The organism is Amycolatopsis sp. QT-25 (assembly GCF_029369745.1).
GTDB lineage: Bacteria > Actinomycetota > Actinomycetes > Mycobacteriales > Pseudonocardiaceae > Amycolatopsis.
The window spans coordinates 2,588,122-2,603,450 of the sequence record NZ_CP120210.1 but is presented as its reverse complement, the minus strand read 5'-3'; the positions used below and the strand labels follow the sequence as shown (position 1 = coordinate 2,603,450).

General features: G+C 69.3%; 15 protein-coding genes and 1 pseudogene. 5 read left to right on the top strand and 11 right to left on the bottom strand.

Annotation, left to right across the window (positions count from 1 at the left end; genetic code table 11):
• Positions 1–66 precede the first annotated feature (66 nt).
• Positions 67–1,092 carry a 6-phosphofructokinase gene (locus tag P3102_RS12180; protein ID WP_276369047.1) on the bottom strand — a complete coding sequence of 342 codons (1,026 nt, stop codon included), beginning with the start codon at positions 1,090–1,092 and terminating at the stop codon, positions 67–69.
• A 284-nt stretch (positions 1,093–1,376) separates the two neighbouring features.
• Between P3102_RS12180 and P3102_RS12175 the strand changes: the two genes are divergently transcribed.
• Positions 1,377–2,453 (top strand): 3-deoxy-7-phosphoheptulonate synthase, encoded by a 1,077-nt coding sequence (locus tag P3102_RS12175; RefSeq protein ID WP_276369045.1) that lies wholly within the window; start codon positions 1,377–1,379, stop codon positions 2,451–2,453.
• Between the two features lie 310 nt (positions 2,454–2,763).
• Here P3102_RS12175 and P3102_RS12170 read toward each other — a convergent pair whose 3' ends face one another.
• Both P3102_RS12170 and P3102_RS12165 read right to left on the bottom strand, forming a co-directional pair.
• The gene (locus P3102_RS12170; protein ID WP_276369043.1) at positions 2,764–3,249 is read right to left on the bottom strand and encodes a polyadenylate-specific 3'-exoribonuclease AS; all 486 of its coding nucleotides are present in this window, start codon (positions 3,247–3,249) and stop codon (positions 2,764–2,766) included.
• Between the two features lie 20 nt (positions 3,250–3,269).
• Positions 3,270–4,031: a lysophospholipid acyltransferase family protein gene (locus P3102_RS12165; RefSeq protein ID WP_276369041.1), complete on the bottom strand. Its 762-nt coding sequence runs from the start codon at positions 4,029–4,031 to the stop codon at positions 3,270–3,272.
• Positions 4,032–4,245: 214 nt separating this feature from the next.
• Here P3102_RS12165 and P3102_RS12160 point away from each other — a divergent pair, with 214 nt between their 5' ends.
• Genes P3102_RS12160 through P3102_RS12150 form a run of 3 tightly spaced genes read left to right on the top strand, consistent with a single transcriptional unit; the run spans position 4,246 to position 6,678 of the window.
• Positions 4,246–5,016, top strand: a complete 771-nt coding sequence (locus tag P3102_RS12160) for an alpha/beta fold hydrolase (RefSeq protein WP_276369040.1) — start codon at positions 4,246–4,248, stop codon at positions 5,014–5,016.
• Positions 5,013–5,516, top strand: a complete 504-nt coding sequence (locus P3102_RS12155) for a hypothetical protein (RefSeq protein WP_276369038.1) — start codon at positions 5,013–5,015, stop codon at positions 5,514–5,516. The genes P3102_RS12160 and P3102_RS12155 overlap by 4 nt, the downstream gene beginning before the upstream one ends.
• A 19-nt stretch (positions 5,517–5,535) precedes the next feature.
• On the top strand, positions 5,536–6,678 hold the full coding sequence (locus P3102_RS12150) for a glutamate--cysteine ligase (protein ID WP_276369036.1): 1,143 nt from the start codon (positions 5,536–5,538) through the stop codon (positions 6,676–6,678).
• Between the two features lie 15 nt (positions 6,679–6,693).
• On the opposite strand, the gene P3102_RS12145 is transcribed toward P3102_RS12150, so the two are convergent.
• The 7 genes from P3102_RS12145 to P3102_RS12115 all read right to left on the bottom strand — a co-directional run bounded on the left by P3102_RS12145 (position 6,694) and on the right by P3102_RS12115 (position 12,006).
• The gene (locus tag P3102_RS12145; RefSeq protein ID WP_276369035.1) at positions 6,694–7,563 is read right to left on the bottom strand and encodes an NUDIX domain-containing protein; all 870 of its coding nucleotides are present in this window, start codon (positions 7,561–7,563) and stop codon (positions 6,694–6,696) included.
• Positions 7,564–7,567: 4 nt separating this feature from the next.
• The gene (locus tag P3102_RS12140) at positions 7,568–8,527 is read right to left on the bottom strand and encodes an ROK family protein (RefSeq protein ID WP_276371116.1); all 960 of its coding nucleotides are present in this window, start codon (positions 8,525–8,527) and stop codon (positions 7,568–7,570) included.
• 16 nt (positions 8,528–8,543) lie between these two features.
• Entirely contained in the window at positions 8,544–8,966 is a 423-nt protein-coding gene (locus P3102_RS12135) for a hypothetical protein (RefSeq protein ID WP_276369033.1), read from the bottom strand.
• Positions 8,963–10,141, bottom strand: a complete 1,179-nt coding sequence (locus tag P3102_RS12130) for an ArsA family ATPase (RefSeq protein ID WP_276369032.1) — start codon at positions 10,139–10,141, stop codon at positions 8,963–8,965. The genes P3102_RS12135 and P3102_RS12130 overlap by 4 nt, the downstream gene beginning before the upstream one ends.
• A gap of 14 nt (positions 10,142–10,155) precedes the next feature.
• Positions 10,156–10,596, bottom strand: a complete 441-nt coding sequence (locus P3102_RS12125) for an SRPBCC family protein (RefSeq protein ID WP_276369030.1) — start codon at positions 10,594–10,596, stop codon at positions 10,156–10,158.
• Positions 10,597–10,623: 27 nt separating this feature from the next.
• Positions 10,624–11,412: a metallophosphoesterase gene (locus P3102_RS12120; protein ID WP_276369029.1), complete on the bottom strand. Its 789-nt coding sequence runs from the start codon at positions 11,410–11,412 to the stop codon at positions 10,624–10,626.
• Between the two features lie 183 nt (positions 11,413–11,595).
• Positions 11,596–12,006 carry a polyketide cyclase / dehydrase and lipid transport gene (locus tag P3102_RS12115; protein ID WP_276369027.1) on the bottom strand — a complete coding sequence of 137 codons (411 nt, stop codon included), beginning with the start codon at positions 12,004–12,006 and terminating at the stop codon, positions 11,596–11,598.
• A 125-nt stretch (positions 12,007–12,131) separates the two neighbouring features.
• On the opposite strand from P3102_RS12115, the gene P3102_RS12110 reads away from it, so the two are divergent.
• Positions 12,132–13,931, top strand: a complete 1,800-nt coding sequence (locus P3102_RS12110) for a long-chain fatty acid--CoA ligase (protein WP_276369026.1) — start codon at positions 12,132–12,134, stop codon at positions 13,929–13,931.
• A gap of 33 nt (positions 13,932–13,964) precedes the next feature.
• On the opposite strand, the pseudogene P3102_RS12105 reads toward P3102_RS12110, so the two are convergent.
• Positions 13,965–15,262, bottom strand: a pseudogene (locus P3102_RS12105) (IS701 family transposase).
• Positions 15,263–15,329 lie beyond the last annotated feature (67 nt).

The following is a 15,329-nucleotide window of genomic DNA, read 5'->3' as shown; positions in this document are numbered from 1 at the left end:
CAAGGCAAGCGAAGGCCCCTTACCCGAGGTCAGCACAAAGTAAGGGGCCTTCTCCTGGAACACTGCTCAGCCGAAGAAGACCTCGGCCTCTTCGTACCGCTCGACCGGGACGGTCTTCAGCTCGGCGGTGGCCTCCGAAAGCTTGACGCGGACGATGTCCGTGCCGCGCAGCGCGACCATCACGCCGAAATCACCGTCGGCGACGGCGTCGACGGCGTTGAGACCGAACCGGGTGGCGAGCACGCGGTCGTACGCCGTCGGGGTACCGCCGCGCTGGACGTGCCCGAGCACGACCGCACGGGACTCCTTGCCGGTGCGGGCGGCGATCTCGTCGGCCAGCCAGGTGCCGATGCCGCCGAGCCGGACGTGCCCGAAGGCGTCCTTCTCCCCGGTCAGCAGCTTCTCCTCGCCGCCTTCGGGCAGCGCGCCCTCGGCGACCACGATGATCGGCGCGTACTCCTTCTCGAAGCGGCGCTCGACCCACGAGACGACCTGGTCGACGTTGAAGTGCCGCTCCGGCACCAGGATCACGCTCGCGCCCCCGGCGAGACCGGAGTGCAGCGCGATCCAGCCGGCGTGACGGCCCATGACCTCGACGACCAGGGCACGGTGGTGCGACTCGGCCGTGGTGTGCAGCCGGTCGATGGCCTCGGTGGCGATCGAGACGGCCGTGTCGAAGCCGAACGTGTAGTCGGTGGCGCCGAGGTCGTTGTCGATCGTCTTGGGCACCCCGACGACGCCGACACCGTCGTCCGTCAGCCGCTTCGCGACCCCGAGGGTGTCTTCGCCGCCGATCGCGATCAGCGCGTCGACCTGCTGTTCGGCGAGCACGGCCTTGATCTTGTCGACCCCGCCCTCGACCTTGTACGGGTTGGTCCGCGACGAACGCAGGATCGTGCCGCCACGGGTCAGGACGTCCTCGACGTCGTTCAGGCCGAGCGGGCGGCTGTCCCCGGTGAGGGGACCGTTCCAGCCGTTGCGGAACCCGACGACGTCCCAGCCGTGCACCTCGATGCCCTTGCGCACCACAGCGCGGATCACCGCGTTGAGTCCCGGGCAGTCGCCACCGCCGGTCAGCACACCGACACGCATGAGAAGCCTCCGTCTTGTGTTCCGTAGAGATGACAGTCACATGTCCCGTCGCCAGCGTAGCGGGAGTTCTCTGGATCGGTGCAGGGCGGACCACCTCGGGAATCGGTCCACGTCCGCGATGTGCTAGCTTGGCGCCGTGCAGCGCTATTTCTGGTTTACGAAGCCGGCCCCGGGTGGGCACGGCGGCGTGAACCTGCGCTGAGCGTCCACCCCGAGCCGGAATCACACCGGCTCGGCGAGTTCCCGCGGGTCGGTATCCCTTGTGAAAGGAAACCAGACCCGCGATGTCTCCCTCCGCTGCCACCCTGATCGCCCTCGACGGGCACCGCACGGCGGCCATCGACCCGCTGCTGTCGCCCGCGATGCTGCGGCACGAACATCCGATGACGGCGGAAATCGCCGATACCGTCCTGGCCGGGCGGGCCTCGGCCGTCGACATCCTCGACGGCCGGGACGACCGGCTCCTCGTCGTCGTCGGGCCCTGCTCGGTGCACGACACGGACGCCGCGCTCGACTACGCCCGCCGCCTCGCCGCCAAGGCCGAAGAACACCGCCGCGATCTGCACATCGTCATGCGCGTCTACTTCGAGAAGCCGCGGACCACGCTCGGTTGGAAAGGCCTGATCAACGACCCCGGCCTCGACGGCACCTACGAGGTCAACCACGGCCTCCGGAGGGCGCGCCAACTGCTGCTGGCCATTTCGGCGCTCGGACTGCCGGTCGGCTGCGAATTCCTCGACCCCATCACCCCGCAGTTCATCTCCGACACCGTGACCTGGGGTTCCATCGGCGCGCGGACCGCGGCGAGCCAGGTGCACCGGCAGCTGTGCAGCGCGTTGTCGATGCCGGTGGGGATCAAGAACTCGACCGAGGGCGACGTCCAGGTCGCCGTCGACGCCACCCGCGCGGCCGGCGCGAGCCACGTCTTCGCCGGGATCAACCCCGATGGTCTCGCCGCGCTGATCACCACCGCGGGCAACGAGGACTGTCACGTGATCCTGCGCGGCAGCTCCGCCGGGCCGAACCACGACCCCGCCACGGTGGCGGACACGCTGGCGCGGCTGGCGAAAGCCGGGTTGCCCGAACGCGTGATCATCGACGCGAGCCACGGCAACAGCGCCAAGGACCACGTGCGCCAGGCGTCGGTCGTCCGCGAACTCGCCGGGCGGATCGGTGACGGCGAGCGGGGCATCGCGGGGCTGATGCTGGAGAGCTTCCTGGTGGCGGGACGGCAGGACCTGACGCTGGGCTCGGCTTCGTCGCTGACCTACGGGCAGTCGATCACGGACGCCTGCCTCGGCTGGGAGACGACCGCGGAACTGCTGGACACGCTCGCGGAGGCGGTGGACTCGCGCCGATAGGGGTCCCGGCGGCTGCGGCTGCGGCTGCGGCTGCGGCTGCGGCTGCGGCTGCGGCTGCGGCTGCAAGGAAGGGACCTTTCCTTGCACGGCCACCGAGCGACGGGACCGAGGCCCGCGTCTCATGCCGCGAAGCCGGTGCGGCGTCCGTGAAGGCCTCCTTGAGGGACTCTGGGTCCCTCAAGGAGGCCTTCACGGACCGAAACCCAGCACTTCAGCCCCAGCGGCATCACCAGTCACAAGCGCCGCGCGTAGGCCTCCCGCCGCGCGGGCCTGAGTACAGGAAGGAGGCCTTTCTGTACTCAGAGCGGGGCTACCGGTGCCAGTACGACTCGATGATCTGCCACCGCTGGTAGTTGTGCCGCGCGTCGGCCAGCGCGTCGTGCTGGTCGTCCGGGGCGGCGGGCAGCTTCGGCTTGCCCGCGTCCTCCCAGCGTTGCCGCAGGTCACGGGTGAAGCGCGGCAGCTGGCGCGGCAACGCGGGCATCGGGCCCCACAGTTGCGCCAGCGCGACGTGGTCGTAGGCGGCGAACCAGGCCCACAGTTCGATCCCGCCGGGCGGCTTGCCGAAGAACTCGAGCAGGTCCGTGCGGATCCTCTCGCGGCTGCGCCACGCCGGGTCGGCGGGCGACGGGAGTTTCGGGAGCACGTGGTCGCGGACCCAGGGGCCCGCTTTGCCGGGGTCGAAATCGGTCGAGACCGCGTAGAACTCGCGGCCTCTTTCGTCCACGACACCGATCGACACCAGATCGATGGTCACGCCGTCCTCAATGAATTCGGTGTCGTAGAAAAAGCGCACCAAAGAACCCTAGTGGGGGCTCAGCCGACCTTGGTGTCCGGGATACGGGCGATGTCCTTGGCGGACGGCTGCGCGGGCACCTTCGGGCGGATCCCCGCCTCCTCGGCGGCGAGCAGTTCCTTCGCCTTGGCGGCGTAGATGTCGACGTACTCCTGGCCGGAGAGCTCCATGAGGGCGTACATGATCTCGTCGGTGATGGACCGCTCGATGAACCTGTCGCCCGCGAGACCTTCGTAGCGGGAGAAGTCGAGCGGCTTGCCGAAGCGGATCTCGAGACGGCGCGGCCACCACATCTTCGAGCCGATCGGGTTCACCTTGTCGGTGCCGACCATGGCCACCGGGATCACGACCCCGCCGGATTCGAGCGCGATCCGCGCGACACCGGTCTTGCCCTTGTACAGGCGGCCGTCCGGGGAGCGAGTGCCCTCGGGGTAGATGCCGAGGAGGTGCCCTTCACGGACCAGCCGGGTCGCGGTGTCGAGCGCGGCCTGTGCCGCGTTGCCGCCGGAGCGGTCGATCGGGAACTGGCCGACGCCGGTGAAGAACCACTTCTTCAGCAGGCCTTTGAAGCCCTTTTCGGTGAAATATTCCGACTTGGCCGGGAAGGTCACCTTACGCTTGACACGCAACGGCATGAAGAAGGAGTCGGCCACCGCGAGGTGGTTGCCCGCGAGGATCGCGCCACCGTCTTCGGGGATGTTCTCCGCGCCGACGACTTCGGTGGGCCACAGCGCCTTGAGCAGTGGCCCGATAAACACGTGTTTCATGAGCCAGTACAGCACTGCGAAAACTCCTCCTAGCAGCTCGACCCCCGCGCCCGATGGTCAAGACTACGAATCGCGCCCCCCTGGCACAACGGAGTCCACCAGGTTACCCGTACCCAGCGACGGATCTCACACCCGATCCGGCCTGATTTCGGCAGTGGCCGGGGGCCCACGAGCCGCTCCGGTCGTGCGAACATGGTAGACCTACCCAGCTCTCACGGAAGGCGATCGCATGGCCGTCCTCGCCGGCGCGGAACCGTTCGCTCACCCCGGTTCGACCGAAGCAGGGTTCCTGCTGTGCCACGGGTTCACCGGCACCCCCGCGAGTATGCGGTCCTGGGGCGACCATCTGGCCGAGGCCGGTTACACGGTGCGTTGCCCGCTGCTGCCCGGGCACGGGACCCGGTGGCAGGACATGAACCGGACCGGCTGGGAGGACTGGTACGGCGCGGTCCGCGAAGAGCTGCTGGCGCTCTTCGCGACCTGCGACACGGTTTTCGTCGCCGGGATGTCGATGGGCGGCACACTGACGTTGCGGCTGGCCGAGGAGTTCGGCGACCGCATCGCCGGCATCGTGCTGGTGAACCCGTCGGTGCTGACTTTGCGGTGGGACGCCAAACTGCTGCCCGTCCTGTCGCGGCTCCTGCCGTCGGTGCCGGGCGTGGCCAACGACATCGCGAAGCCGGGCGAGACGGAGTTGGCCTACTCGCGGACGCCCGTGCGCGCCGCGGCGAGCCTGGCGAAGCTGTGGAAACTCACCCGCGCGGACCTGCGTCGGGTGACCCAGCCCGTGCTTCTGCTGCACTCGGCCGTCGACCACATCGTGGAACCGGTCAACTCCCAGGTGATCCTCGACGGGATCGGCAGCGACGACGTGACCGAGGTGGTGCTGGAGAACAGTTTCCACGTCGCCACGCAAGACCACGACGCGGGCCTGATCTTCACGCGTACGGTGGACTTCGCCCGGTCCGTGCGCCGGGCGGGACAGGTGGACGCCGGATGAGCAGAGGCAAGGACGGGCCGGAGGACGTCGACGCGACGTTCGCCGAGATCGTGGCCGACCTCCGTGCGGAGGGTGTCGGGCTGTTCCCGAAGGACGACCTGGAGAAACCGGCCGGGAAGACGGCGGAAAAGCCCGCCGAGAAGACACCCCGGCCCGAGCAGCCGGACGCCGAACCCGAAGCGGGCTGGCGAGGCGGCGGCACGAGCTGGGACAAGACCCTCTTCGAGGACGACCCCGCCGGGCCGGGTGAGGACGAGGGGCATTTCGTGCCACCCGAGCCGCCTCCCCTGCCGCGTCCCCGCAAGGGCGCCTTCGTCGTCCTGCTGTTCTTCGTGCTCGGCCTGGTGCTCCTGATCGCGCCCACGCTGATCGGCATGGGCACGCGGCTCGGCACACCGCTCGGCATCCTCGCCCTCGCGACCGCGATCGCCCTGCTCCTGCTGCGGGTTCGCCAGGGGCCGCCGCCCGGCGCGGACCCGCACAACGGCGCGCAGGTCTGACTACCGGACAATTCCGATCATGAAGATCGACTTCACTCCCTCGCGCCGGTCGACGGTCGGCGCGGAATGGGAACTCGCCCTCGTCGACCGGCGGACCGGTGAGCTCTCGTCGGTCGCGGAGCAGGTGCTCGACGCCGTCCGCCCCGACGGCGAGGAGGAGCACCCGAAGATCAAGCAGGAGCTCCTGCTCAACACCATCGAGGTGATCAGCGGGATCTGCGACACGATCGCCGAGGTCAAGGCCGATCTGAACGAGTCGCTGGACGTCGTGCATTCCGTCCTCGACCCGCTGGGCGTCGAGTTGTTCTCGGCCGGATCGCATCCGTTCTCGACGTGGTACCAGCAGAAGGTCACCGACAAGGAGCGCTACGCCAAGCTCATCGACCGGACCCAGTGGTGGGGGCGGCAGATGCTGATCTACGGCGTCCACGTGCACGTCGGGATCGACCATCGCGACAAGGCCCTGCCGATCCTGGACGCGCTGCTCAACTACGCGCCGCATCTGCAAGCGCTTTCGGCGTCTTCGCCGTACTGGGGCGCGGAGGACACCGGGTACGCGTCGAACCGCGCGCTGATGTTCCAGCAGCTGCCGACGGCCGGGCTGCCGTTCCAGTTCCGGAAGTGGACCGAGCTGGAGAGCTACGTCGACGACATGTTCACCACGGGCGTGATCGACCACTTCTCCGAGATCCGCTGGGACGTCCGGCCCGCCCCGCATTTCGGGACGATCGAGATGCGGGTGTGCGACGGGTTGCCGACGCTGGAGGAGGTCGGCGCGATCGCGGCGCTGACGCAATGTCTCGTGGACGATTTCAATTCCCGGCTGGAAGACGGCGAGATCCTGCCGACGCTGCCGCCTTGGCACGTCCAGGAGAACAAGTGGCGCGCGGCGCGCTACGGCGTCGACGCGATCGTCATCCTCGACGCGGCGGGCAACGAGCGGCTCGTCACCGACGACACCTACGACCTGCTGGACCGGCTCGAACCGGTCGCCCGGCGCCTGGACTGTGTCGACGAACTGCGCTCGGTGGAGACGATCCTGGCCTACGGGCCCAGCTACCTGCGTCAGCGCGCGGTGGCGAAGCAGTACAACGGCAGCCTTCGCGCGGTGGTCGCCTCGCTCATCGCGGAGATGCGGGACGGGAAGATCGCACGCCCCTGAGCCGCCATTCGGCACCTAATCGCGATCGAGGTGCCCCAGGAGGGTGCCCGGGCCGAAGGCCGAAGCACCCAGGGCCTCGACGCGGGACCGCAGTTCGCGATCGGCGGTGACCACGACGACGTGGTCGTCCGGGCCGGCCGACCGGGCCTCCCGCGCGACGGCCACGAGCCGGGAGTCCCCGTCGGACTCGGCGTCGACGACCTCGACGCCGGGCACGGGCGTGACGCCCCGCGCCTTCCCCTCGACCACCAGCACGACCCTCGGCCACCACGACCAGGCGCCGCCGCCGGGGAGCGCCGGGTCGGCGAACCCGGTTCCGGCCAGGGTCGCGAGCTCGTCCCGCAACCGTTCCGCGGCACCACGCCGGTCGCGCCACCAGCCGTCCGGCCGCGATCCGACGACGTTCGCGCCGTCGACCACCAGTACCAGTTCGCGATCCAGGTGTTCCTTCAATCCCGGCCACGCCACCGCGAAATCGTGGTGCAGCCGGAAGCCCGCGACCTCGTCCGCCCGGACCCACCGCAGTTCCGTGCTCTCCGCGTTCTTCACCCTGGCCGAAAGCGTGCCGATCGGCGCGGCCAGAATCGTGGTGTAGCGCCAGTTACCGTGGTCGACGTGCGAAGCCGCCAGCGGGCGGACGCCGGACGGCGGGATGTCGGCCTCCTCGTGCGCCTCGCGGGTGGCGGCCTCGCGCGGGCTCTCCCCCGCCTCGACGGCGCCCCCTGGCAGCGCCCAGGTACGCCCGTGATGCACCCACCAAGCCCGGCGTTGCAGCAGGACACCGCGCGCGGGATCGGACAGCAGCAGCCCGGCGGCGCCGTTCGAACCCCAGTGGAGATGCCCGAAGTCGCATTTCACGAAGCCGTTGCCGTCTTGCCGGGTCACGGCTTCAGCCTGTCACACCGACTTCGGCGCCGGGAGCCTTCGCCGCGTCGACGGCGAGCGCCGCCGCGCCGACGATCGTGCTGTCGTCCCCGTGCTGCGCGGTGCGGATCCGGGCCAGCGGCCGGTGCCCGGCACCGGTGATCTTGCCCGCGTACTGCTCCCGCGCCTCGTCGAGGAACAGCGGCGCCGATTCGGACACCCCGCCGCCGATCACGATGATCTCCGGGTCGAAGACGTCGGCGACCAGGGCCAGCCCCTCGGCGAGCCACTTGCCCAGTTCGGTCATCGCGCGCTGGGCGATCGGGTCGCCGTCGCGGGCGGCACCGGCGACCCGGCGGCCGGTGATCGAACCGGGGTCGCCCCTGGTCTCCCGCGCCAGCACGGTCGACCGCCCGGGGTGCCGGGCGAGCAGTTCCATCGCGGTCGCGGCCAGCGCGGTCCCGCTGCAGTACCGCTCCCAGCAGCCGTGCTTGCCGCACGGGCAGGGCCGCCCGCCGGGGACGACCGTGAGATGCCCGAGTTCGGGGGCGACGCCGTACGCGCCCCGGTAGATCTTGCCGTCGAGCAGCAGGCCCGCGCCGATCCCGGTACCGAGCGCGACCAGCGCGGCCACAGCGGCACCACGGGCGGCCCCGAAGCGGTACTCGCCGATCGCCGCGGCGTTCACGTCGTGTTCCAGGGTCACCGGCAGGCCGACGCGTTTCTCGATCCGTTCGGCGACCGGCGCGGCACGCCAGGACAGATGCGGCGCGAACATCACCGTCCGCCGGTCCTTGGCGACGAACCCGGCGACCGCCAGCCCGACCCCGGAGACGTCGTGCCGGTTGCGGAGGTCTTCGATCACACCGGCGATGGCGTCTTCGAGCGCGTCCTCCCCGCCGGGCGTGCCGACCCGGGCGGTGTCCATCAGCGAGCCGTGTTCGTCCACCACGCCGGCGCGCACATTCGTGCCCCCGACGTCCACCCCTACCGTCGGCAACTCAGTTCTCCCGGTCCGGCTGCCAAGCGTCGCGCCTGGTCACCGTGACGTGCTGGACCCGCGAAGCTCCTACCGGCACATCTCCGGCCGCGGGCGCCTTCCGCGCCGGCCGGAACCCCGGCAGGTGCACCCCGCCTTCGGGCTCCCAGCGATCGGCGAGCACCGCCCGCAGCAGCGCGACGAGCTGCGCGGCCTGCTCCATCAGCCGCGCCACGAAGTCGGGCCGCTCCCCCCGGAAGACGCCGACGACCGCGCAGAGCGGGCACCAGCCGCCGTCGGTGTCGTGTTCCGAGCAGCCGTGCCCGGCGGAGATCAAGCCCTCCAGCCACGGCGCCGCGTGCTCGACGACGAGTTCGACCAGCAGCCGGATCTCCTCGGCCAGGTCGAGCGGTTTCGATCCGGTGTACTCCTCGTTCTCGCTCACCCGGGTCCCCGGTTCCCGGCCAGGCTCACGACCAGGCCGTGCGCGTCGGATTCCGCACCGGTGATCCGGCACGGGCGCAACATCTCCGGCAGCGCGATCAGCCGCCGGAAACCGTCCACGGTGACGGCGAGATCATCGTCCACTCTGGCCAGATCCACTTCGGAGTCACGATGCAGGGGCAGCGCGATCCGCAGCCGGTAGCCACCGTCCGATTCGGACACCCGCACCAGCGGGGTCACCCCCTTTTCGTTGCCGACCAGGGGATCCAGCCCTTGATAGAGCTCGTACGCGATCTCCCGCAACGCCTCGAGGCCCACCGGCTCGACGGCACGGTGCTCGACGGGCCTCACCTGTCCGGGTCCGAAACCGGCGGCGGCGAGCTCGGCGAGGACCGCGTTCTGCTGCGTGCGCCGGGTCCGCATCCACGAGGCCGCGGCGCCGCGCCAGAACCCGGGCGCGGGCATCAGCCGGTTGACGATCAGGCCGTCGACGACGATCCCGCGCAGGGCGAGTGAACTGAGGGTGCGGCGGGCTTCCGCGACGACCACGCGTTCCGGCGTCAGCACGAGCCGCACGGTGGTGGTGGCCGGGTCGGTGAGCAGGGTGCGCAGCGACTCCAGATGGGCGCCGAGCCGCCGCACCGCGGCCGCCGTCCGCCGCACGCCGGGTTTGAACATCCTCGACAGGTAGCCGGAGACGGCTTCGGGCAAAGCCAGCAGGCGCAGCGTTTCCGCGGTCGGTCCACAGTCGACGACGACCGTCTCCCAGGGACCGTGCTCGGCGAGACGCTGCACCTCGGTGAGCGCGAGGAGTTCGTCCACGCCGGGCACCACGGTGAGTTCTTCGGCGTCGAGCGAGTCGAGGCCCGCCCCCGCGAGCGCGGTCTGCAACTCCTGCCGGAGTTCGCGCCAGATGCTGTCCACCAGGCCGCGGGTGTCGATCTGGGCGGCGTGCAGAAGTCCCGGCGTACTCCCTGCCGCGAAGGGACCATCGACATCGTCCACTTCGGACGGTTCGCCGCCGAGCGCGCGGCCGAAGGCGTCACCGAGGGAATGCGCCGGGTCGGTCGAGACCACGAGCGTCTTCCTGCCCCGCCCGGCGAGTGCCGCCGCCGTCGCCGCGGCCAGCGTGGTCTTGCCGACACCCCCCTTGCCGGTGAAAAGCAGGATCCGCATGCCTACCCTTCGACTCAGGACGCTTCAGCGCGCTTCTTGAGCTCCTTGAGCGCGGTGTCCATGACCATCTTCTCGGCCTTGCGGCGCAGCAGCCCGATCATCGGCAGCGCCAGCTCGACGGACAGCGTATACGTGACCTTGGTGCGGCCGCCGCCCAGCGCTTCGAGGGCGTAACGGCCGTTCTGGGCCTTCTGCATCTGGCCCTTGACCAGGTGCCAGCTGACCCCGTTGCCGTCGGCGTCCCAGTCGTACTCGAGGGTGTAGACGTCCTTGATCGGCCCGGCGTCGAGGGTGAGTTTCACCTGTTTGGCGCGGCCGTGGTCGTCCTCGCCGAGCACCTCGGTCTCCCGGACGGCCTTGGCCCATTCCGGGTACGCGGGGAAGTCGGCGATGACGGCCATCACCCGCGCGGGCTCGGCGTCGACCTCGATGGACTGCGTGGACTGCTCGGCCATGGTCCAGACTGTAGCCGCAGCCGAGGGTCACCAGCGCAGCACGTACGGCTGTGCCGTCTCTTTGAAGTGACCGACGTTACGGCATTCGGTCCTGCCGAGCCTCGTCCGCGGCGCGAGCGGCTGGTGGACGTGCCCGAACACCGACCAGCGCGGCCGCTGCTCGCGGATGAGATCGACCAGCGCCGCCGACCCGATCTCGGACCGGCGGGCGATCACGTCGTAGATCAGTTCCGGGATGGCGGGCGGGATGTGGGTGCACAGGACGTCGACGTTCTCCAGTGCGCCGACCGCCACGTCGTACTCGTCGCGGGTGCGCAGGTACGGCCGCCAGAAACCGTTGCGGCGCGGGACGACGTTCGGCGGGAGGAGCGCGCCGCCGACGAACCCGAAGCGCAGGCCGCCGAACTCGGCGACCTCGCCGTCGAGGACGGTGATGCCGTCGCCGGCGAACTCGGGCCACAGCGAGGGATCGTCGACGTTGCCGGGAGTGGCGAACGTCGGCGCGGTCAACGCGCCGAACAGGACGGCGTACTGGTCACGGATCGCTTCACCGACCGCGGCGGCGGGGTCGGCCAAAGTGGCCCACAACGATCGCGAGAAGGCGACGGTCTCGTCACGAGTGCCCTCGCGCCGCAGCCGCGCGAACTCGCCGACCTTCTCGGCGCCGAACAGCGCGCCCATGATGCCCTTGTCGTGCTCGCGATAGTCGACGAAGTCGAGCAGGTCGCCCAGCACGATCAGCGCGTCGGCGCCGTCACCCGCGCGTTTGAGCGCGTCGGCGTTGCCGTGCACGTCCGACACCACGTGAACCCGCATGCTCTCCCCTGTGCTCCTCGGTGAACCCGCGACCGCGATCCCGTCCCAGGGCGCGGCCAGGCGGCTCCCTCAATTCTCGCCTTCACGGCGCCCTGCCGCCGCGACAGCGGGACCCGCGGCCGAGGCGGGTCCACGGTCGCGCGTGGGCACCACGTCGCGGCACATCCGCAGCTCCGCCTCTTCCTACCCGGCCTGGGGACCGACCCCGGGCTCGCGCCCGTCCTCGAGGACCTCCTTGAGCCCGAGCGCGATCCCCTTGGCCGCACGGGCCCTGCGGTCGAACTCCCGCCGCAGGTCCCGGGCCCGGAGCACCCGGGGCTCCCCGTCCGGACCGGCGGGGGTGGCGCGCAGGAAGTAGTGCAGCAGAGTGCCGTCGAGCACCGGCTCGAGCCAGACCTCCATGGTACCGATCAAGGCACCGCGCACGGTCCAGCGCAATCCTTCGTCGCCACGGTCGGTGTAGACCTCCAGAACGAGGTCCGGCCAGTAACGTGACCAAGATCGCGGATCGGCGAAAGCGGCGGCCACGGTGGAGGGCGGGACCACGAGGAAGGTCTCGTCGACGAGGTCGAGAGCTGGCGGCGCCTGGTTCACAGCGGCAGAATGTCATGCCCTGGGTATGGCCGATTCGTCAGCATGGTCTTAAGGTGCACGGCACGCTAAGTTGACTGGCGGGTAACACCGGTCACACCACTTGCACGCGAACACGGAGGTTCCTCGTGCGCGAATACAGCGCCCCCGCCGCCAATCCGGTGACCGACGACGAGAATCTCGCCGACGTCGTCTGGGCGAACGCGGAGCGGTTCTCCGATGTCGTGAGTTTCCGCCGCCAGGTCGACGGTACCTGGTTGGACGTCACCGCCAAAGACTTCGCCGCCCAGGTTCTGGCCATGGCCAAGGGAATGGCCGAGGCAGGCATCGCTCCGGGCGACCGGATCGGGCTCATGTCCAAGACCCGCTACGAGTGGACCCTGATCGACTTCGCGATCTGGGCCGCCGGCGCGGTCACCGTCCCGATCTACGACACCTCCTCGGCCGAGCAGGTCCACTGGATCCTCTCGGATTCGGCGGCGAAGGCCGTGTTCGTCGAGACCGACGACCACCTCGCGACGCTCGAATCCGTCAAGGGCCGCCTCGACACACTCGAGCACACCTGGCAGATCGAGGCCGCGGACGAGCCCGCGGTCGACCACCTCACCACACAGGGCGCCGAGCTCAGCGACGACGACCTGCACGAGCGCCGCCGCACGGTGAAGGCGGGTGATCTGGCCACGATCGTGTACACCTCGGGCACGACCGGCCGTCCCAAGGGCGTCGAGCTGACCCACCGGAACCTCCTCGCCGAGATCCGCGCCGACATCGCCGCGTTCCCGCAGCTGATGGAGCAGGGCAACTCGCTGCTGGTGTTCCTGCCGCTCGCGCACGTCCTCGCCCGCGCCATCGCGGTGACCGCGCTCAGCGCGCGAGTGACCCTCGGGCACACGTCGGACGTCAAAGACCTCGTCGCCGACCTCGGTACCTTCCGGCCGACCTTCGTCGTCGCCGTGCCGCGAGTGTTCGAGAAGGTCTACAACGGCGCGAAGCAGAAGGCGCACGGTGACGGCAAGGGCAAGATCTTCGACGCCGCCGAAGCCACCGCCGTCGCGTACAGCCAGGCTCAGGACACCGGTGGCGCCGGGCTGGGCCTCAAGATCAAGCACGCGCTGTTCGACAAGCTCGTCTTCAGCAAGCTGCGCGCGGCCCTCGGCGGCCGGTGCGTCGCCGCGGTGTCCGGCGGTGCCCCGCTCGGCATCCGGCTGGCGCACTTCTTCCGCGGCATCGGCGTCCCGGTGTTCGAGGGCTACGGCCTGACCGAGACCTCCGCCGCGGCCTGCGTCGGCACCCAGGACGGCTTCCGCGTCGGCACCGTGGGGCGCCCGGTCGCCGGCACCTCGGTCCGGATCGCCGACGACGGCGAAATCCTGCTGAAGGGCGACGTCGTCTTCAGCGGCTATTTCAACAACGCCCAGGCGACCGCCGAAGCTCTCGAAGACGGCTGGTTCCACACCGGCGACCTCGGTGAACTGGACCGCGACGGATTCCTCAAGATCACCGGGCGCAAGAAGGAGATCATCGTCACCGCGGGCGGCAAGAACGTCGCCCCGTCCGGGCTCGAGGACACCATCAAGGCCAGCCCGCTGGTCAGCCAGGCGATGGTCGTCGGCGACCAGCGGCCGTTCATCGGCGCGCTGATCACCATCGACGAGGAGTACTTCCCGTCGTGGAAGTCGCAGCACGGCAAGCCTTCCGACGCCTCGGTGTCGGACCTGGCCGACGACGCCGAACTGCGCGCCGAGATCCAGCGGGTCGTGGATCAGGCCAACAGCGCGGTGTCGCAGGCCGAGGCGATCAAGAAGTTCACGATCCTCTCGAAGGACTTCACCGAGGCCGGCGGCGAGATCACGCCGAGCTTGAAGCTGAAGCGCAACATCGTGAACAAGAACTACGCGACCGACATCGAAGCGCTGTACAAGAAGTAGCCCGTGAGTACAGGAAGGCCCCCTTCCTTGCGCCTAGTACTGCAATGACACTTCGTGATGGCCGCGCCGGCGGTAGTGGCTGGTTCGGGCGCGGGCTTGGCTGGTTCGTCGCCATCGTGACCAGTGCATAGCGTGCTGGATTGTGTGCTGGACCCGCGTGGTGACACGGTTGAATAGCTTGCGGATTTCGTTGGACGTGAGCGGTATCAGGCCGGGTGTAGATCCCCTTTTTTTGCGGTCTCTCGAGTGATGACGAGGAATGCTGCCGCTGCCATGGAGAGAGTTATATGCCGATACCATGCTTCGTATCGGCGGACCTGGTAGTGGTCGAGCCCGGTTTCGTTCTTTGCGGTTTGGAAACTTTCTTCGATCGCCCAGCGGCTGCCAGCGACGCGTACCAGTTCTCGGAGATCGGTTTCGGCGGGGCCAAAGCAAATGTAGTAGGAAATCTCGGTGGGGTCGCTGACCGAGCGGCGGGCCAGCAGCCAGTGGCCGACTTCTCGCCGGCGCAGCGGGCGGATGTCAACTACGGCCCAATCGTAGATCCGCTGCCCGTGGGCGCCATCGCCGCAGGACAGGCGCTGCCAGGCAGTCGGGGCGGCGTCCGCGATAACCGAGTGGGCGCGCCGCTGCCGCAGATCCATGGAAATCACCATCTGGGACTTGGGCACCGCCAGTACATGTGCGATGTCGTGTTCTTCCAGCCAGAGCCGCAGCCGTCCAACCTGCCCGTACGCTTCGTCGGCGGTGAACCACGCGAACGGGATACTCGCGGCGAGCGCGCGTTCCAACATTAATTGCGCCAGTTCGGGTTTCGTCGCGAATCCGACGCCGTTAGGAATGCCCGCAGCGCTGCACCGATCCCGATCGGCGATCCACTCTTTCGGTAGATACAACTCCCGATCGATCAAAGCCCGCCCCCGAGCCGATACATACGCCAAGAACACGCCGATCTGCGAATTCTCGATGCGCCCGGCCGTGCCCGAATACTGGCGCGCTACGCCCGCGGACTTCGTGCCCTTCTTCACGAACCCGGTCTCGTCCGCGATCAACACGCCACGTTCGGCGTCCGCCAGCACCTCGACCACCGTGGCCCGCACATCATCACGCACGCCTTCGGCGTCCCAGGCGTAGAAGTTCAGCAGCCGCTGCATGCCCTGCGGGCCGGCCTCGCCGGCCATCTCCGCCAGGGTCCAGCCGTTCTTGCGCTCGACTTCAGCCAGCAGTCCCCGCAGGTAAGACACCATCTGACGCCGCGGCTCCACCCGCGAGAACCGCGACGCGAACCGCCCCGCGAACGCAGTGAAATGCGCCGACCAACCCGTCGCCATCTCCAACACAGGAGATCAACTACACGATCGCCGGGCCAAAGCCTAACCGACACACTCAACCACTCTA

Coding starts and splice junctions, on each gene's coding strand:
- P3102_RS12180 (WP_276369047.1), bottom strand. CDS start 1,092: ATGCGTGTCGGTGTGCTGACCGGCGGTGGCGACTGCCCGGGACTCAAC.
- P3102_RS12175 (WP_276369045.1), top strand. CDS start 1,377: ATGTCTCCCTCCGCTGCCACCCTGATCGCCCTCGACGGGCACCGCACG.
- P3102_RS12160 (WP_276369040.1), top strand. CDS start 4,246: ATGGCCGTCCTCGCCGGCGCGGAACCGTTCGCTCACCCCGGTTCGACC.
- P3102_RS12155 (WP_276369038.1), top strand. CDS start 5,013: ATGAGCAGAGGCAAGGACGGGCCGGAGGACGTCGACGCGACGTTCGCC.
- P3102_RS12150 (WP_276369036.1), top strand. CDS start 5,536: ATGAAGATCGACTTCACTCCCTCGCGCCGGTCGACGGTCGGCGCGGAA.
- P3102_RS12130 (WP_276369032.1), bottom strand. CDS start 10,141: ATGCGGATCCTGCTTTTCACCGGCAAGGGGGGTGTCGGCAAGACCACG.
- P3102_RS12125 (WP_276369030.1), bottom strand. CDS start 10,596: ATGGCCGAGCAGTCCACGCAGTCCATCGAGGTCGACGCCGAGCCCGCG.
- P3102_RS12120 (WP_276369029.1), bottom strand. CDS start 11,412: ATGCGGGTTCACGTGGTGTCGGACGTGCACGGCAACGCCGACGCGCTC.